We start from the raw sequence: 18075 nt of genomic DNA, 5'->3' as shown, positions 1-18075 counted from the left end.
AAGAGGGAAAGTCAGGAGGTAGCACTATGGTGAGAAGTCGCAGTTTTATTGCAACGCCACCTGGGGCGACAATTAAGGAGCAGTTAAACGACAGAGGTATGAGTCAGAAAGAGTTTGCAGCCAGGATGGATATGTCTGAAAAGCATATCAGCAAGCTTATTAATGGTGATGTACAGCTTACGCCTGAGACCGCAGTTAAGCTGGAGATGGTTTTAGGCGTTCCGGCTAAGTTTTGGAATAATCTTGAGGCTATTTACAGAGAGAAGATTATTAAGGCAGAAACAGAAAATGCAATGGATGCCGATGCTGAAATAGCTAAACGATTTCCCTATAGTGAAATGGCAAAACTCGGATGGGTTCCGGAAACAAGGGAAGCGAATGAAAAAGTGATAAATCTTAGAAAATATTTTGAGGTTGTCCAACTTTCTCTCCTGGGTAGCGACCAGATTACAAGAATAGCCTGCAGGCGGCTGGCAATTACGGATAAAAGTGATCTGGCCTTGATGGCATGGGCTCAGGAGGCAAAGATTAAGGCTCGTGGTATACAAACTGCGCCGATCAATATCAAAGGATTGATTTTGGCAATGCCCAAGATACGTAAAATGACCGTACTCAAGCCGAAGGAATTCTGTCCAAAGATAAAAAAGTATTTGGCGGAGTGTGGGATCGCACTGGTATTTCTCCCTCATCTGAAAGGCTCTTTCCTACAGGGAGCTTCCTTTATGGACGGAAAGAAGCTTGTTGTAGGGCTTACTGCAAGAGGTAAGGATGCTGATAAGTTCTGGTTTAGTTTGTTCCATGAATTGGCGCATATTGCTCTCGGTCATGTAGGACGGCCAAATGGCACATCTGAAGAGGATGAAAAAGCTGCCGATAAATGGTCTGGTGATATACTAATCAAGTCCGAAGATTTTGAACAATTTAGGATAAATCAGGATTATTCAGAGCAAAGTGTAGTGCAATTTGCGAAAGATCAGGGAATCGCACCTGGTATTGTTGTTGGAAGAATGCAGTTGGAAGGAATGATCAAGTACAGTATGCTGAATAATCTGAAGGAAAAGTACGAGATAGTAGTATAAAAGAATCAGTAATAAATGATTTGGGGGGGCTGTCGCATGTGATGTAGTGAGGCAGCCATTTCCCCCTGAAATTACCTCGGCAATGTCGGATATCTACACATAGATCCTCTCCAGGCGCTGACCCAGGCGGGAGAGGATTTCGTTGGAGATAGTGCCGCAGGCGCGGGCCATCTGGGCGGCGTCCAGATTTTTTCCGGAGACTTCGTCCCGGCCCATGATGACAGCCTCCATTCCGGCCCAAACATTGGGAATCTGTGTGACATCGGCAAAAAGCTGATCCATGCAGACACGGCCGATAATGGGGGCTTTTTGCCCCTGGATGAGAACATGGACGGGAAAAGTTTCGTCGATGTTTCTGGGAATGCCGTCGGCGTAACCGATGGAAATAACAGCGGCTTTCATGGAAGTTTTTGCCGTAAATGCCCGGCCGTAGCCAAGAGACTCTCCCTCGTTTAGGGAGAGAATCCGGGCAATCCGGGCCTTGATGGTCATGGCAGGGATGAGGCAAAAACTGCCGACCCCGGCAGTGCCGTCTGGATTGGCGGGGCTGCTGTATACACCATATAGGGCAATGCCGATGCGGGAATAATCATAGTGAAACTGGCTGTAATTGAGAAGTCCGTAGCTGCTCTGAATATGGGTGGAAAAATGGTGCAGTCCGTGACGGTGGAGATATTTTATCACAGAGTTAAACCGTTCAAACTGTTTTAAAGTAAAATTCTGATCGTCCGGAATTTGGCTGTCTGCGGCGCACAGATGGGAAAAGACTCCGGTGACGCAAAAGCGTTCCTCAAAAAACTGCTTTCGGATCAGTTCCGGCCTGTCCCAGGCAAGGCCGAGACGGTGCATCCCTGTATCTACGGCAATATGAATTTTTATGGGTGATGCGGGGGAATATGCTGCCAGCTCCCCGGCATGATTTTCGTCAATGACGGCCTGGGTCAAATCATACTCCCCGATCTGACCGGCAAGCTGGGGCGGCGTGTATCCCAGAATAAGGATTTCGCCGGGGATACCGGCCGCGCGCAGTTCTATGCCTTCCTGGAGGGAGGCCACACAGAAATGGCAAACGCCGCTGTAGGCCAAAGCCCGGCTGACGCCAACCGCCCCGTGGCCGTAGGCATTGGCCTTGACAACAGCCATTATGCCCTTTTTCGACAGCGGAGAAAAGACGCCGGCATTGTGGATCAGGGCGCTGGTGGAAATCTCAGCCCACGCCCGGCTTGTTTTTACGGAAGACAGTTTTTGTGAGGTTTCTATTGGGGTCATTATCGGTCAGCTCCTTTTGAATCTTTGGATAACGGGGGTCAAAATAAGGGCGGCCGTCAGAGACAGCGCAGCGGTGAGGGCGTACAGCAGCAGTCCGTTATTAATAAGCCGCCCTTGAAGATTTATCAGCTTATCTGCGGCGCGGACAGCGATGATCATCAGCGGATGGATAATGTATATGATCATGGAAATTCGGCGGAATATTTTAAAGGACGGACAGGGACAGCAGGTTTTTTTAAACCTCTGGTTCAGGTCAAGAAGAAGGCAGAAAACAAAATACATAACCAGGGGCAGGAAGATATACATACTGTCATGGCGCTGCAAGTCAAAGTGATGGAGGATCAGCCCTTCCCCTGTCATGGCCAGAAACGCTGTCAAAAGCAGAGGGCCATTTTTGAAAAATTCCGGGCCTTTAAGGGCAAGCTGCCGGCCAAGAACAAGAAACAGGGGAACATAAAAGAGGCCGTTGCGGGTGTATGTACAAATGGCAAAGATACCGTCGTATACTATTTTAAGCGCGGGCATCTGGATGGCCAGTCCATAGTAGCTGTCCCCCATGAGGCCGAAAATATAAAGGAGGGCGGTGATGATCAGGACGCATCTTTGGGAACATACTTTTAAAAGCAGGGACACAAGGATCAATCCGGTGATCAGGGCGGGAAAATACCACAGGTGATAAAAGGTTCCATCCACAAAAATCCAGCGGATAAGGGAAAGTATCCACAATGGACCGGGCGAATCGCCGGTATTTGTCCACAAAGGGATCTGTCCGGCATAGATATTTACCGGGAGATATAAAGCTATGGCAATGACATAGAGAATAAGAATTTTTTTCACCGAGGAGGCGGGAAATATATTTCCACGGCGACGTTTCGGTTTTAAAGTAAAGTATCCGGTGACCATGATGAAAAATGGAACGGCCACCCGGCCAATGATTCCGGTCAGGATAAAATCCGCCCTTTCATTGATAAAGGCCAGAGGCGATATGTGAATGGCGATGACCAGGAGCGCCGCGGGAAATCTGGCCAGATCAAGGAGAGGAAACGGGGTCGTTTGTTTAGCCCTGGGGGTTATTTTTTTTATTAATGTTTTCAATATATTCCTCCAGGCACAGACCTTTTTGGGTGATGATCTCACTGTGAGGCGTGCCTACATATCTGAAATGCCATGGCTCATGACTGATGCCGGTGACATTTTCTTTTTCTTTTGCGTACCGTAATATAAATCCATAGGAAGGCGCCAGATTCCGGAAGGTTTCACAGATTCCGTCATAGGGGAACCAGGGGCGTATAAAATCCATGTTTTCCATAGTCAGGCCAAGGTCAATGGCAAGCCCTGTCTCATGTTCGCTGCATCCCGGCCAGGCCACATATTTTTTCGTAAACTCTTCGCCGTTTTCTATTAGAGAATCTTTATAAATATTTACCTGTTCACTAAAAGAGCGCCAGCCGCTTACCGCCGTGATGACTCCTTTGGCGTCAAGATGATCTAAAAGGGCTTTCAGGGCTGATGCCGCCGGAAAAAGGAGATAAACTTTCTGTCCGGGCATTACAGGCATGAAAGTGGAAACATCCACAAGACCGGCGGGCGTTTCTGAGGGATTTTCCAGGGCATGGCTGCGGTTGACAAGGAGGAGTGGATCGTAAAAGGGTTCTTTTTTATAAACTTGAGCTGTTTTCATTGGGGCACCTCCATTTCAATAAGACGGTCAACGACTTCATCAAAGGAAATTCCGGCGCTTTCCATCATTTTGGGAAAACGGCTGTGAGGCGTAAATCCGGGGATGGTGTTGACCTCGTTAAAGCAGATTTCACCCGACGGAGTGAGGAACATGTCAATGCGGGCAAAATCCTGACAGTTAAGAATGCGGTAAATCCTCCGGGCTGTTTCCTTGATTTCTTCGGCTTTGGCCTTTGGAATCCTGGCAGGAACAAAGATCTGGGATGTTTTTAAAGTATACTTTTCTTCGTAATCAAAAAATCCTCCGGACAGCCGGATTTCATCAATATCCCCTACGGTGAGAGTTTCATTTCCCATAATGGCGCATCCCACTTCAAATCCGTCAATGTTTTCCTCAATAATGACCTGGTGATCGTGTTCAAATGCCTGGCATACAGCCCAGGCCAGGCGGGAGGGATCAGAGATTTTTGTGATTCCGAAAGATGACCCGGCACAGACCGGTTTGATAAAGACGGGAAGGGAAATCCCAAGATTGCCAAGCCGCTCTGTTAGCCATGCGCAGGCAGCCTCCGGCGCACACCAAAAGATCCGGGACGTCTCTTTTTCAAGGACTAGAGTTTTGGGAACCCGGATACCCGCAGCGCCTACAAGGCGGTGGGATGCGTCCTTATTCATGCACAGCGCTGAGCTTAATGTTTTGCAGCCGATCACCGGAATCTGGGCCATGCAAAGAAGCCCCTGGACCGTACCGTCCTCTCCGTTTTTACCGTGCAGAACCGGGAATACACCGTCTAAGTGGATTTTCTTTAGCCGCTGATCCTCAACGATCCAAAGACTGTGTTCCCTGGTATCCGGCGGAATGATGGCGGGCTGGCACAGATCCGGTGCAGACCAGGTGTCGTTGAGAATATTTTCCACAGGGCCGCTGTAATATCGCCACTGTCCGTCACGGGTAATGCCGATGAGGATGGGATTATATTTGCGCCGGTTGATATGGGTGACCACTCCGTGGGCCGACTGCAGGGATATTTTGTATTCTGTTGAATTTCCTCCGAATAAAATGCCTATATTTTTCATTAGTATCATTGCCTCCTGTAAGGGGTTTAAAGTAAGTGCCATTAATCTGTTTCTTTGTTTATAGCTTATCCGGGCAAGCTTACAGTCCGGTGACAGGATTTATGACAATGTTGTCACTATTGGTCATTATGTGCCCCATAGCGGGCGATCATGGCGGGTGAATTGGCTTTAAAAGAAGGTACTCCGAAAATCAGCCGTTGCTCCCAAATATGCCGGCGTGTTATACTATGAAAAAGACATTAAGAGGTATTTTGCTGCCTGTGATACACCCACTTTTCCGTGGGGACTATGATGTTTTGGGGAGGGGAACTGTCATGAGAGATCTAGCCTATTTGAAACTTTTATCTAAAGAATATCCGACTATTAAAGAGGCCACCAGCGAAATTATCAATTTGTCGGCCATCTGCGGTCTGCCTAAAGGAACCGAGTATTTTTTCAGCGATCTTCACGGGGAATATGAGGCGTTTATCCATCTGCTGAGAAGTGCGTCAGGGATCATCCGTGAAAAAATCCGGCTGACTTTCGGACATCTTCTTTCCGAGGAGGAGCAGGTGGCCCTGGCCAATCTCATTTACTATCCAAATCGGAATCTGAGCCGGATACAGAAACAGGAGAATTATACCCGGGACTGGCAGCGGATTACCATTTACCGGCTGGTTCAGATTTGCAAGGAGGTTTCCTCCAAATACACCCGGTCAAAAGTGCGCAAGAAGATGCCAAAAGAGTTTGCCTATGTCATTGATGAGCTGCTCCATGTGGATTACAGTGACGCCAATAAAGAGGTGTATTACAGCGAAATTATCCATTCGATCATTGAAAATGAAGTGGCGGACAAGTTTATTATTGCCCTGTGTGAGCTGATCCAGAACCTGACCATTGATAACTTGCATATTATCGGGGATATTTTTGACCGGGGGCCCAGAGCGGATGTGATCATGGACGCATTAATGCAGTTTCACGATGTGGATATCCAGTGGGGCAACCATGATATTTCCTGGATGGGCGCCGCTGCCGGGAGCCTGGCCTGTATATGCAATGTGCTTCGGATCGCTATCAGTTACAACAGTTTTGATATCCTGGAGGACGGCTACGGCATTAACCTGCGCCCGCTTTCCATGTTCGCCGCCAGAGTGTATCAGGATGACCCGTGTCGCCGTTTTGTGCCTAAAATCCTGGACGAGAATATTTACGATGCTGTGGATCCGGGATTGGCCGCCCGGATGCACAAGGCTATCGCGGTCATGCAGTTTAAAGTGGAGGGGGCCATTATTAAGCGTCATCCGGAATTTCTTATGGATGACCGGGTACTTTTGGAGCAGGTGGATTTTGCGCGGGGGACGGTATCGCTGGACGGAAAGGAATATCCTATGCTGGATACAAGTTTCCCAACCATTGATCCTAAGGAACCTCTGGCGCTGACCGAGGAGGAAAAGACACTCCTTCGTACCCTTAGAGCCTCATTTTTGCATAGCGATCTTCTTCAGCGTCATGTGAAGTTTTTATATTCCCACGGGGATATGTACAAATGCTGCAATTCTAATCTTTTGTACCACGGCTGTATTCCCATGAGGGAGGACGGCAGTTTTGACAGTATTCAGGCGGAGGGCGCCGTTTATTTTGGCCGAAGTTTGATGGACTATTTTAATACTCAGGTACGCAACGCCTATCTCATGCCTGAAGGGACGCCTCAGAAACAGTGGGGGCTTGATCTGGTGTGGTATTTGTGGTGCGGCGCCCGATCCCCGTTGTTTGGAAAAAGTAAAATGGCTACCTTTGAGCATTATTTTATTGAAGATAAATCCACCCACAAAGAACTGATGAATCCTTACTACAGGCTGAGTATTAAAGAGGAATACTGCGATCAGATTCTGGAAGAATTTGGCCTTCCCAGGGAGGGCTCCCATATTATTAACGGTCATGTCCCTGTAAAAATGAAAGACGGGGAAACCCCGGTCAAGGCCGGAGGCAAACTGTTTATTATCGACGGCGGCCTGTCCAAAGCCTACCAGGCCACCACAGGTATTGCCGGATACACGCTGATCTACAATTCCCATCACCTGGCCCTGGCCCAGCACAAGCCCTTTCACCCCGACGAGGAGAGTACGCCCAAAGTTTATGTGGTAGAAAAAATGAAAAGCCGGGTGATGGTGGCGGATACGGATAAGGGGGAAGAACTTAAAAGCCAGATCCGGGATCTGAAAGATCTGGTGGCCGCCTACCGGGACGGTCGGCTGAAAGAAAAGGCGGAATAGAGGGCAAAAAATATAGCGATAATTTTGTAACAGTTCAGCCCGCGCCTTATCTGATAGCTGAACGGTTGCCATATTTTCAGAAAAAGCAGAGAGGAGTGTTATTTTTGAATGGAAAACCTTTGCCTGTTGGCGTAGATAATTTTTCAGAAATTATCGAAGAGGGCTATTTTTATGTAGATAAAACACTGCTTATTAAAGAACTGCTGGATATGAAGGGGGAAGTCAATCGTTTTAACCGTCCGCGGCGTTTTGGTAAAACATTGAATATGAGTATGCTCCGTTACTTTTTTGAAAAGGGCGGCGATGACCACAGTCATCTGTTCCGTGGGCTGAAAATAATGGCGGCGGGGGATGAGTATCTGGCTCATATGGGAAAATATCCGGTGGTCAGCATTTCTCTGAAATCTATGAAACTGGCTTCTTATGAACAGGCTTTTGAGATGCTGAAAAAAATCATGGCGGAGGAATATCTGCGCCATTGGGCGGACATAGGGGACAGCGACCGCCTGACCCAACCTCAGAAAGAGAGCTTCCTGCGTATACGGGATATGAAGGGGACGTTCGGAGACTATCTGGATGCTTTGAAATTTCTCACAGAGTGCCTGTATCAGTGTGCCGGGGAGAAGGCCGTCGTGCTGATTGATGAGTACGATGTACCCTTGGAAAATGCCTGGTTTTCCGGTTTTTATGATCAGATGATCACAGTGATCCGCTCACTGTTTGAATCTGCCCTGAAAACCAACGATCATCTGGCATTTGCCGTGGTGACCGGGTGTCTTCGTATCAGCCGGGAATCCATCTTTACAGGCTTAAATAATCTTAAAATAAACTCCATCACCAGCACGGCATTTTCTGAACATTATGGCTTTACACAAGGGGAAGTGGATGAAATGCTGAAGGCATATCGTTTATCTGAGAAAAGGGGGGAAATAAGAGACTGGTATAACGGTTATTGTTTCGGCACGTCCCAGGTGTACAATCCCTGGAGCGTGATCAATTATGTGGACGCCTGCCGCGCGGATGCTGACGGGAATGCTGAAAAACATGAAAAATTATATTGTGCTTTCTAACAGAGAATCGGACAATGGAAGGCCGGATATTTTGGTGAAATATCCCAGCGTCCGGGGCAAGGCGGTCATTTTTGAACTGAAAGTTTCCAACACTTATTCCGGCCTTTCGGCCAAATGTGATGAGGCGCTGGAACAGATCAGAGATCAGAAATACAACGAGGCGCTCAGGGAAGAAGGCTATACAGATATATTCAAATATGGTGTGGCCTTTTACCGGAAGGAATGTATGGTAAAAGTAGAATAAAAGTGTGACAGCGCAAGATCGCTCAGGACGCTGCGCCGCGTATACGCGGGCAGATATTTGCCAGTCGGTGCATATTGCATATATAAATACCTCCTATAAAATTTTAATTATGTTGGTTGTTGTTTCCATACCATACTGTAATCTTTTTCGTTGGTATCTTTATCTATACCAGTTTGAATGATTTCAAAATGCTCCCTTTGATAGAATTTCACTGCACGAATATTTTTTTGATAAACATTCAAAGTTAATTCATCTCTAATTGTTTTTGCAAAATCCAATAATTGCTTTCCTATATGACGGGATTGGAGTTCGCTGCGAACAAAAATTCCAGAAATATAATTATGCTCTAAACCGATAAATCCTTGTATGCTGCTATTATCTTCATAAACATATACTTCGGCTTGGGATAGCATATTTTTAACCATTTCAAAATTGCTTAACCAGTATGTCGGATTGATAAAATTGTGGGCTGATATATTCGTATTCAGCCAAATTTCAGCAACGGTATCAATATCTTTTTCTTGAATTATCCGAATCAAAATGAACCTCCATTATTTTTTTATGTAAATTCTTACTTCGCATATAAACATCCGTCGCCCCCCATTAGTGCAGTCATTTCCTCAATGCGTTCTAAAGGAAATGGCGGCTGTGATAATGGCTTCATAGCGATAGACATAAGTTTCATGGGGTTATCATCAGCAGCCACACGATTTGAGCTTAAATGACCGCATCTCCGGCAACGATGAATAACCGCCCATTCTCCGGTCTTTCGCACCCATACGCCTACCGGCTCCATAATCCCTCCACAATCAGCTTCCCTGTCTCCTGGCTCAATATCTAAATGTAAGCTACTTAGGCAGTTCGGGCAATGGTTCCTGTGTCCGCTTCCTGCTCCGGCAGATACTACAAGCCTACCGCATACTTTACAAGTAAAGCTGTCTTTACAACTATGTGTTTTATAATAACCTTTTTCATATTGTTTGCGTTTGTTTTCTCTGTTCATAACTGCTCCTTTTGTGGGGCAGGATTGTCTATAAATCTTCACGCAGATACTTTTTTAACAAGTCTCGGTATGTTTGCGTGAATTGTATATATTTTTCTTGTTCATTGACTGTCCATGCACCCCATATTTTATCTTCGATTTGAAATAATGGGAGAATTTTTTTCGTCGAAAAATTTTTCCCTTTTTCGGTCAAACAGACCATTGTATTTCGGCCCTCTTTCTGTTCCAGATAGACAAGCTCACCTTTTTCTAATTTGCGGATTGCCGAATTGATTGTTTGCCGGCTGATACCTGTTAGCCTGAATATGTCGCTTTGAAGGCATTGTCCTTCCTTTTCGCAAAGCACATACAGGATATTTAAGACAGTATCAGAAATGCCTATTTTTACAGCCGCTTTATGATACAATGAAGTAATTTCCGCAGATAAATAGGCATATATTCTTGATTTTTTATCGTTCATCAGTTCATCACGTCCCCCTTTAATATCCGAAATCGTATATATTATATATCTGATTTCGGATATGTGTCAAGCCCTTTTTTACGGAATGTAGGGCTGATGTCTATCAAGTTCTTGCAAAATTCCATAGGGGTTTCTCCTTTCCGTGACGGGGATGGGTTCCGGCTGCAGGAGGGCCTGGGGCAGACGGATATTCAGGTGGACAGTGACAGGTAAAATAATCTGCTTCATACAGTGACCTCTTTCAATGAATTTGTTGTTGAATATTCGTGCAAAGTATTGTTTTCTTCGTGCAAATAGCATATACTAAAAGTACCAGCGGAAAGGGGTTGATGATATGGCTGGAAATACCACAAATATTAGCATCCGCATGGACGCGGATTTGAAGGCACAGGCCGATGCCCTGTTTGCGGAACTCGGCATGAATTTATCCACGGCGTTCAACATTTTCGTGCGCCAGTCGCTTCGTGAGGGCGGCATTCCCTTTGAAGTGAAGCTGGAACATCCCAACAAAGAAACGATTGCTGCCATGCTGGAAGCGGAAAGGATTGCAAAAGACCCGTCTGTAAAGGGCTACAATGACCTTGACAAGTTGTTTGCAGACCTGAAAAAATGAGGAAAACAAAGTACACCGTCAAGTACACATCCGGCTTTAAGAAGGACTACAAACGGGCAATAAAGCGCGGCCTGAAAATCGAATTGCTGGAGCAGGTCGTGGCGCTGCTGGCGATGGGCGAACCGCTGCCGGAGAAAAACCGCGATCACGATCTGTCTGGCAATTGGGTGGGCCATCGGGAATGTCACATCCTCCCGGACTGGCTGCTCATTTACCGCATCGAGGATGATGTGCTGGTTCTGACGCTTGCCCGCACCGGGTCGCACAGCGACTTGTTTGGCAAATAAACCGTCTGCCGCCGTATGGGTAAAACCTGTACGGCGGTTTTGCTGTGTGCAAAGGGGCGCCAAAACGCCGTACCCTTTACCGTTCCGGTCCCCAGTCATGGGACTTACCATTACTTTTAAATGGTCATCAAAGCATTAATCTTGGAGGAATAGTTTTGGACCTGGAGTTATGATTTGGCAGCCGCTACGGAAGTCCCTTTGTCAGTTGAAAGAAACAGAAGATAAAATAGTTGATATGAATATACGATTGCTGTGGCTGGGGCATGATCTGTCCCCAAAGCCTGTTCCGATCAATAAAGACAATGTTTCAGTGGTGACATTTAATATGCGAACGGATATTTTAGAGGAACTGGGGCTGGTAGAGCAGGCAGAAGCCATTTCGTCTATACAGGATATTGAGGAAATTTTTAAGTTGTAGATGAGCAGACGGATCTTATCCCATTGGCTCCATCAGGCACTGGCGGTGTCTTAAATTTTGCGGATGTGCTGCTCTATGGCGATTTTGAAGACGCGGTAACCTTCGATTCTCTTGTAGAAACCTATGTTGTGGCATTAAGTACAGATCCTGAGACTGCAGTATGTCTTTATGATACGGAAGAGTACCATAAATCTGTTAAATTTTGGTATTGAGAATGAAGATTATGTGATTCTGGAAGATGGGCGAATTGATTATCCGGAAGGACAGGATGCCAATTCTGTAGGTTACAGTGTTAATGAAACATGGTTATTTGGCAATCAATATCTGTCGCATGTATTTGTCCCCCTGGATGCTGATGTTCGGGAACAATCCAGACAGATCAATGATTCGGAAGAACTGTCCCCGCTTTTTGGATTTACAACAGATATTTCGGATTATTCTACAGAGATTACGGGGCTTACAAATGCATATAATACATATGCCCGTGGATTGCATTGCGGAACCATGGATGTTGATGAAGCTATAAATCCGTCCTGTATCTGATAAAAATAAAAACTCAGAACAAAACTCTTTAAATGGGAGTTTTGTTTTGAGTTTTTTGCGAGTGCGGCAGGAGAACTTTTCCTCAGCCCCACCTGAAGTGTTGGGCCCCGGCGCCAAGTTCAAAGTGGTATTTGACGATGCCAAGGTCAATTTTACTGTAGAAACCAAGTCTTTCCTTTGCCGTCACCACATTGTCCTTCAGAGAAAAGACAAATTTTTGCTGATTCATGGCTGTGGGCGCCAGCAAAGCGGCGTCAATGCCTCTGATAAACCAGTCCGGGGGCGTCTGTGATACATTCATCACCATTTCCCTTGTCTTGGATTTGTGGGGAACACCTACGGTTGTTCCATGGCCGACGGCGATGAGAAGACATAATTTTTCGTTCTTGTTTAACTGGATTTTCGCTGCCCCTTTTTTGTATGTCAGGGCAACCCAGCAGGTATTTAAGCCCAGCATTTGGGCAAAGAGAACAATTTTTTCGCCGTAATAGCCGCATTTCTCCCATAAACCTTTGCTCTTTGGCCCCGCAAGAACAATATAGTTTCTCACATTGGAAAAATTGCCATAATGGGCCATAAAGCCGTCAAAAGCTTTGGGTTCGTCTAAGACAAGCTCTAAATGGAGTCCGCTTTCGTTTCCGCATTGTTTGATAAAATCCAGTAAATTATCTTTTATTTTTCCGTCTATAGGCTGGTTTGTGAAGGAACGGACCGAGTGCCGTTTCTCCATGGCCTGCAATACATCCATTGAAAAATCCTCCTGATTGTTTTAAATCTTTGCCAGTACTTTCTTAAACTTGATACGAAAACAGGTAAAGGTTGTTACCGCTGCCAGGAAATCCGCGATAGGTTCCGCCAAAAATACGGCGAAAACCTGGTCAGCCAGAAACAGAGGAAGAATAAAAATCAGTGGGATCAGCAAAATAATCTTTCTCAGCAGAGCAAGAAAAAGGGAAATTTTTGCTTCGCCCAGGGCAACAAAGGTCTGCTGGCAGGAGTTTTGAACGCCCATCATAAATGCTGCGGCCAGATAAATGCGCAGAGCCCAGGCGGAATAATCCCGAAGCTCCGGTGTGCTTGCGAAAAGGGATACCAGAAGTTTTGGCGCAAGCATATTGACCAGCCAGAAAGCGGTGGAAAACACAACCGCGCATGTAAACAGGAGGCGGAACGCTTTTTTAACCCGTTCTTTATTGTGGGCTCCGTAGTTGTAGCTGATAATGGGCTGAGCGCCCTGAGCCAGTCCCATAATAGGGAGGGAGAAAAACTGCATAATACTGGACAGGATAGTCATAGCGCCCACTGCCAGGTCGCCGCCGTATTTTTGCAGGGACATGTTAAAGCAGATGTTTAACAGACTTTCCGTGCTTTGCATAATAAAAGGCGAAACGCCCAGCGCAACTACAGGGAGGAGGATCTTTGGGCTTAACCGTATATTTTTGGGGCGTATTTTTAAAATGCTCCGCTTGGATGTGAGGAATTTCAGCACCCAGATACAGGAGATGGCCTGGGAAAGAATGGTGGCCCAGGCGGCGCCGGCAACGCCCATGTTAAAGCCAAACATAAATATAGGATCGAGTATGATATTGATCACGGCGCCGATGATAACCGTGAGCATACTGGTCTTGGCAAAGCCCTGGGCGGATATGAAGTTGTTCAGTCCCATGGTGACAGTTACGAAAAATGTACCTAGCACATAGATGGACATATATTCCCAGCCGTAGCTGATGGTATTTTCGCTTGCGCCAAAGAGCCATAAAAGGGGCTGGCCGAAAATTTCAAAAATAATGATCAGCAGAACAGAAAGTACAATGGAAAGAGCCAGACAGTTTCCAAGAATCTTTTCCGCGCCTTTATTGTCCTTTTGCCCCATACGTATGGAAGCTCTCGGCGCCCCGCCCATGCCTACAAGGGCAGAAAATGCGGAAATAATGGTAATAATAGGGAAGGTGACGCCCACGCCAGTGAGAGCCGTGGAGCCAATCTCCGGAAGATGCCCGATATAGATCCGGTCAACGATGTTGTACAGCAGGTTGACCACCTGGGCGGTGATACAGGGGATGGCCAGCGATGTCAGAAGCCGGCCCACAGGGGCGGTCCCCAGCTTGTTTTCTTGTTCAGCCATGTTTTTTCATCTCCTGATAATGATATACAGACAGCTTTTCAGCCGCCGCAATGTCGATTCGGCCGCATTGACAGCGGAAAGCGGTAAAGCGTGGCTGAATCGTTGCCTGATCAATAATAAATGGGGTCACATGCCTGCCTGTCATGTCAGTGATAATGACTTGTCCGGCAAACAGCCCCCACAATCCTGTAGTGTTATTGTACCACGGAATGGTGGGGGCTGTATAGAGGGAATCAGTAATTGACGCAAAGTTTGGATAAGGGTATACTATATAAAGTATGGGATAATAATGTTGGAGGTGTTGCCTGATGAATTATGACGTGATCATTATCGGCGCGGGCCCGTCAGGGATTTTCTGCGCCTACGAACTGATAAAAGAACGGCCGGATATGAAGATTTTAATGATTGAAAAAGGCCGGGCGATTGAACATCGCAGTTGTCCCAAGCGTAAGACAAAGAAGTGTGTGGGCTGTGTGCCCTGTTCCATTACTACAGGTTTTGCCGGGGCCGGGGCATTCTCCGACGGAAAGCTGTCCCTGTCGCCGGATGTTGGCGGAAATCTTCCGGAGATTCTGGGCTATGAAAAGGCTGAAGAGCTGATCCGGGAGGCCGACGGCATCTATCTGAAATTCGGTGCTGATGAAAAAGTGTACGGCATTGACGATTACAGAGCCATCGAGGAGATCCGGGCCAAAGCTATCCGGGCGAACCTCAAGCTCATTGAATGTCCCATCCGCCATCTGGGTACAGAAGAAGGTTATAAGATTTATACCCGCATCCAGGAGCATCTCCTGAAATCTGGTGTTGAGATCCGGTTTATGACCATGGTCAAAGATATTATTATTGAAAATGGCCGGGCTGTGGGAGTGATCACAGACAAAGGGGAGTCCTTCTATGCCGGTGAGATCGTCGTGGGCGTAGGCCGGGAGGGCTCCGAGTGGTTTTCTGATATTTGTAAGGCCCATGAGATTGAGACAAAGGTTGGTACTGTGGATGTAGGCGTCCGGGTGGAAGTCCGGGACGAGATCATGAAGGAGCTGAATGAAAAGCTGTACGAGGCTAAACTGGTCTATTACACCCCCACTTTTGACGATAAAGTCCGGGTATTCTGCACCAATCCTTCCGGGGAAGTAGCCACCGAATATTATGAGGGCGGTCTGGCTGTGGTCAACGGGCATGCCTATAAATCTCAGGAGTTTAAGACAAAAAATACCAACTTTGCCCTCCTTGTATCTAAAAATTTTACATCCCCATTTAAGTCGCCTATTGAGTACGGCAAGCATATCGCCCAGCTTGGAAATATGCTCTGTGACGGGAAGATCCTTGTCCAGCGTTACGGCGATTTTAAGCGGGGGCGCCGGACAACCCAGGAGCGGATGGTGCGCAACAATATTATTGCCACATTGAAAGACGCGGTGCCGGGGGATTTGTCCCTTGTATTTCCCCACAGGATCATGGTGGACATTGTGGAGATGATCGAGGCTCTGGATAAAGTTACGCCGGGCATCGCCAGCGATGAGACCCTTCTTTATGGCGTTGAGGTGAAGTTTTATTCCAATAAGGTGCTGGTCAATAAAGACTTTGAGACAAGTATTGCAGGGCTTCGGGCCATGGGCGACGGAGCCAGCGTAACAAGGGGGCTTTTGCAGGCGTCTGCCAACGGCATCAGCGTGGCCCGGAGTATATTAGATGGGAGATGATCCCCGCCTCTATAGGCGGTGGGTAACAAATTCGTATCAGCGGCGAAAGCCGTCCTATAAATATGGAAAGAGGAAAACATCATGGAATTTAAAGAAAGAGAGTTCGTCCCGGTGCTTTTCGGGGGCGATATTAACACATACAGTGTGGCGAGGGCATTTTATGAGGAATACCAGGTTAAATCATGGGTTCTTGGGAAATATATGTCCGGGCCGAGCTGCTACAGCAAGATTACCAATTACCGTAAAAATCCCAAAATGGATACAGAGGAAGTCTTGCTTAAAGCGGTGCGCAAATTGGCCCAAAAGTATAAAGATAAAAAGGTGCTTGCTATCGGCTGCGGCGACAGTTATGTGGAAACAATCAGCAAGATTAAAGATAAGTTTCCGGAAAATGTGATTGCACCTTACATTGATCACGACCTTATGGAGCAGCTTATCCTAAAAGAAAATTTCTATAAAATGTGTGAAAAACATGGCGTGGATTATCCGGCTACCCTTGTGTATAGCCGAGATATGGGGGACAATGTTGACGTAAAATTCCAGTATCCTGTCATCTTAAAACCGTCCAATGGAGTAGACTATTTTCATCATCCATTTGATGGCCAGAATAAAATCTATAAACTTAATTCCCTGGAGGAAGTGAAAAAGACTATCGAGGACATTTATGCCTCAGGATATTCTGACAAGCTGATTATCCAGGATATGATTCCGGGAAATGACGAGTATATGCGGGTGCTGACCTGCTATTCCGACAGAAATCACAAAGTGAAAATGATGTGTCTTGGCCATGTGCTTTTGGAGGAACACACCCCCCTTGGTCTTGGCAACCACGCTCTGATTATCACAGAGCCCAACGACGCCCTGATGGAAAAGGTGAAAAACCTCCTGGAAGACTTAAATTACACCGGATTTTCCAATTTTGACATCAAATATGATACCAGAGACGGCAAGTATAAATTCTTTGAGATCAACTGCCGCCAGGGCCGGAGCAACTTTTATGTGACTAATTCCGGCTTTAACGTGGCCCGCTATTTTGTTGAGGACTATGTTTATGAGAAGGAGATTCCTTTTAAAACCGCCCAGGAAGAGTATCTGTGGACTGTCCTTCCTAACGCCGTGGCTTTTAAATATGTGAAAGACCCGGAAATGAAACGCCGGATGAAAAAACTGATCAAAGAGAAAAAAATGGTCAATCCCCTGTTTTTGCGGGGGGATCTGGGGCCAAAGAGGTATCTGCGCCTGGTTAAAGGCCATTTAAGGCAGTTTTCCAATTATAAAAAATATTATAGCTGATTTAACACAGATATTGTGCTGACCTGCGGTTCCGGGCGAGATCGCAGATGCTTCTTGTAAACAGGAGGTGAGGGCGCAATGGTTATGTCCGAAAATGCCGTTGCGGGGGTAAAAACAATAACGCTTAATGAACCTGTGGATGTGATTCATAATACGGTAGATATTATCCTTGTCACGGAAGGCCGGATTTTTGCCTTTCTGCCTTCCCTGCCAAAACTGACTCTTTTACTGGATGATTTTATGATGGTTTCACCGGAATATAGTTACTCTCTGGAACCGGGAAACGAAGGGGGGAGGTTTACACTGATTACCCTGGATTCCCATGATGTGGAACAGTTCCTGGGAAATACCATATCTGTGCGGTGTAATTCCGCCCTGGCGCCTAACAAAAATTACGATTATATACGTATGCTTGTCCAGGGCATCGCCCGCCGGTATCTTGATGACGCAGCGGGAAACCGTCTGGAAATTCTGTCCCTGTATTTTGCTCTTTTGTCTGAAATTAAGAAAAATTTTTCTGTGTCCGTAGGCCCCGATCCGGAGACCTCGGTGAAATACGGGGAGAGAATGCGCAAAATTGTCAATCTGATCGAAGAAAATTTTTCCAGGGAAATGACCTTATCCTTCCTGGCCCGTGAACTCTTTTTGTCGCCTCAGTATCTGTCCCGCTTTTTTTCAGAGCATTTTCATAAAAGCTTTACAGCCTATCTCAATGAAGTCCGGCTCAGACACGCGGCGAGCGATCTTATAGAAACGAATTATGATGTGACGAAGATTGCCATTAATAATGGCTTTGGAAGCCCGGCGTCTTTTAACCGGGCCTTCAGAAAATATTTTGGGATGTCTCCGGGAGCCTACAGGAAAAACGCGGATACACCCAAAGATGATCCGCGCTGTGCCAGTTTTTTTGCCATGATGCCGTCTCCGGGGACACGGCAAAAGCTTTCAGAGGAGCCTTAGTC

The 18075-nt window shown here is 46.5% G+C and carries 22 protein-coding genes; 12 read left to right on the top strand and 10 right to left on the bottom strand.

Annotated elements, in window-relative coordinates; translation table 11 throughout:
• Positions 1–26: 26 nt before the first annotated feature.
• A complete protein-coding gene (locus HNP82_RS05665) occupies positions 27–1079 on the top strand; it encodes a HigA family addiction module antitoxin (RefSeq protein ID WP_183772387.1) in 1053 nt (350 codons plus the stop codon).
• A 93-nt stretch (positions 1080–1172) separates the two neighbouring features.
• Here the strand turns inward: HNP82_RS05665 and alr are convergent, their stop codons facing one another.
• Genes alr through vanG form a run of 4 tightly spaced genes read right to left on the bottom strand, consistent with a single transcriptional unit; the run spans position 1173 to position 5105 of the window.
• On the bottom strand, positions 1173–2348 hold the full coding sequence (alr, locus tag HNP82_RS05660; RefSeq protein WP_183772385.1) for an alanine racemase: 1176 nt from the start codon (positions 2346–2348) through the stop codon (positions 1173–1175).
• Between the two features lie 6 nt (positions 2349–2354).
• Positions 2355–3443, bottom strand: a complete 1089-nt coding sequence (locus HNP82_RS05655) for an acyltransferase family protein (RefSeq protein ID WP_183772383.1) — start codon at positions 3441–3443, stop codon at positions 2355–2357.
• Complete coding sequence (locus HNP82_RS05650) at positions 3406–4029, bottom strand: D-alanyl-D-alanine carboxypeptidase family protein (RefSeq protein ID WP_243164656.1); 624 nt, start codon at positions 4027–4029, stop codon at positions 3406–3408. Before HNP82_RS05650 ends, HNP82_RS05655 begins: the two co-directional genes overlap by 38 nt.
• On the bottom strand, positions 4026–5105 hold the full coding sequence (vanG, locus tag HNP82_RS05645) for a D-alanine--D-serine ligase VanG (RefSeq protein ID WP_183772381.1): 1080 nt from the start codon (positions 5103–5105) through the stop codon (positions 4026–4028). Before vanG ends, HNP82_RS05650 begins: the two co-directional genes overlap by 4 nt.
• Positions 5106–5419: 314 nt before the next feature.
• Between vanG and HNP82_RS05640 the strand changes: the two genes are divergently transcribed.
• The 3 genes from HNP82_RS05640 to HNP82_RS18355 all read left to right on the top strand — a co-directional run bounded on the left by HNP82_RS05640 (position 5420) and on the right by HNP82_RS18355 (position 8671).
• Positions 5420–7357, top strand: coding sequence for a fructose-1,6-bisphosphatase (locus HNP82_RS05640; protein ID WP_183772379.1), 1938 nt, complete (start codon positions 5420–5422; stop codon positions 7355–7357).
• A gap of 104 nt (positions 7358–7461) precedes the next feature.
• Positions 7462–8427, top strand: coding sequence for an AAA family ATPase (locus HNP82_RS05635; RefSeq protein ID WP_330599451.1), 966 nt, complete (start codon positions 7462–7464; stop codon positions 8425–8427).
• Positions 8402–8671 (top strand): PD-(D/E)XK nuclease domain-containing protein, encoded by a 270-nt coding sequence (locus HNP82_RS18355; RefSeq protein WP_330599450.1) that lies wholly within the window; start codon positions 8402–8404, stop codon positions 8669–8671. Before HNP82_RS05635 ends, HNP82_RS18355 begins: the two co-directional genes overlap by 26 nt.
• A gap of 107 nt (positions 8672–8778) precedes the next feature.
• Here the strand turns inward: HNP82_RS18355 and HNP82_RS05630 are convergent, their stop codons facing one another.
• From HNP82_RS05630 to HNP82_RS05615, 4 genes are all read right to left on the bottom strand, one after another.
• Positions 8779–9210: a GNAT family N-acetyltransferase gene (locus HNP82_RS05630; protein WP_183772377.1), complete on the bottom strand. Its 432-nt coding sequence runs from the start codon at positions 9208–9210 to the stop codon at positions 8779–8781.
• A 32-nt stretch (positions 9211–9242) separates the two neighbouring features.
• The gene (locus tag HNP82_RS05625) at positions 9243–9674 is read right to left on the bottom strand and encodes an RNHCP domain-containing protein (RefSeq protein ID WP_183772375.1); all 432 of its coding nucleotides are present in this window, start codon (positions 9672–9674) and stop codon (positions 9243–9245) included.
• Positions 9675–9702: 28 nt separating this feature from the next.
• The gene (locus HNP82_RS05620) at positions 9703–10134 is read right to left on the bottom strand and encodes a MarR family winged helix-turn-helix transcriptional regulator (protein WP_183772373.1); all 432 of its coding nucleotides are present in this window, start codon (positions 10132–10134) and stop codon (positions 9703–9705) included.
• A 78-nt stretch (positions 10135–10212) separates the two neighbouring features.
• Entirely contained in the window at positions 10213–10362 is a 150-nt protein-coding gene (locus tag HNP82_RS05615; protein ID WP_183772653.1) for a hypothetical protein, read from the bottom strand.
• Between the two features lie 106 nt (positions 10363–10468).
• Here HNP82_RS05615 and HNP82_RS05610 point away from each other — a divergent pair, with 106 nt between their 5' ends.
• From HNP82_RS05610 to HNP82_RS05595, 5 genes are all read left to right on the top strand, one after another.
• On the top strand, positions 10469–10747 hold the full coding sequence (locus HNP82_RS05610; RefSeq protein WP_183772371.1) for a type II toxin-antitoxin system RelB/DinJ family antitoxin: 279 nt from the start codon (positions 10469–10471) through the stop codon (positions 10745–10747).
• Positions 10744–11034: a type II toxin-antitoxin system YafQ family toxin gene (locus tag HNP82_RS05605; protein WP_183772369.1), complete on the top strand. Its 291-nt coding sequence runs from the start codon at positions 10744–10746 to the stop codon at positions 11032–11034. Before HNP82_RS05610 ends, HNP82_RS05605 begins: the two co-directional genes overlap by 4 nt.
• Before the next feature lie 235 nt (positions 11035–11269).
• On the top strand, positions 11270–11452 hold the full coding sequence (locus tag HNP82_RS05600) for a hypothetical protein (protein WP_183772367.1): 183 nt from the start codon (positions 11270–11272) through the stop codon (positions 11450–11452).
• Positions 11453–11475: 23 nt separating this feature from the next.
• Positions 11476–11664 (top strand): hypothetical protein, encoded by a 189-nt coding sequence (locus tag HNP82_RS17820; protein WP_207720566.1) that lies wholly within the window; start codon positions 11476–11478, stop codon positions 11662–11664.
• Entirely contained in the window at positions 11621–11995 is a 375-nt protein-coding gene (locus HNP82_RS05595; RefSeq protein WP_183772365.1) for a DUF3502 domain-containing protein, read from the top strand. Before HNP82_RS17820 ends, HNP82_RS05595 begins: the two co-directional genes overlap by 44 nt.
• A gap of 82 nt (positions 11996–12077) precedes the next feature.
• Here HNP82_RS05595 and HNP82_RS05590 read toward each other — a convergent pair whose 3' ends face one another.
• Both HNP82_RS05590 and HNP82_RS05585 read right to left on the bottom strand, forming a co-directional pair.
• Entirely contained in the window at positions 12078–12743 is a 666-nt protein-coding gene (locus tag HNP82_RS05590) for a nitroreductase family protein (protein WP_183772363.1), read from the bottom strand.
• A gap of 21 nt (positions 12744–12764) precedes the next feature.
• Positions 12765–14120, bottom strand: a complete 1356-nt coding sequence (locus HNP82_RS05585) for an MATE family efflux transporter (protein ID WP_183772361.1) — start codon at positions 14118–14120, stop codon at positions 12765–12767.
• A gap of 308 nt (positions 14121–14428) precedes the next feature.
• Here HNP82_RS05585 and HNP82_RS05580 point away from each other — a divergent pair, with 308 nt between their 5' ends.
• From HNP82_RS05580 to HNP82_RS05570, 3 genes are all read left to right on the top strand, one after another.
• A complete protein-coding gene (locus HNP82_RS05580) occupies positions 14429–15820 on the top strand; it encodes an NAD(P)/FAD-dependent oxidoreductase (RefSeq protein ID WP_183772359.1) in 1392 nt (463 codons plus the stop codon).
• A gap of 81 nt (positions 15821–15901) precedes the next feature.
• Entirely contained in the window at positions 15902–17113 is a 1212-nt protein-coding gene (locus HNP82_RS05575) for a carboxylate--amine ligase (RefSeq protein WP_183772357.1), read from the top strand.
• Positions 17114–17191: 78 nt separating this feature from the next.
• The gene (locus HNP82_RS05570; protein WP_183772355.1) at positions 17192–18073 is read left to right on the top strand and encodes a helix-turn-helix transcriptional regulator; all 882 of its coding nucleotides are present in this window, start codon (positions 17192–17194) and stop codon (positions 18071–18073) included.
• The last annotated feature ends 2 nt before the right edge of the window (positions 18074–18075 follow it).

The organism is Catenibacillus scindens (assembly GCF_014202115.1).
In the GTDB taxonomy this organism is placed as follows: domain Bacteria; phylum Bacillota; class Clostridia; order Lachnospirales; family Lachnospiraceae; genus Catenibacillus; species Catenibacillus scindens.
Note: the sequence above shows the minus strand (reverse complement) of the source record. Positions and strands in the feature narration are given on the sequence as shown.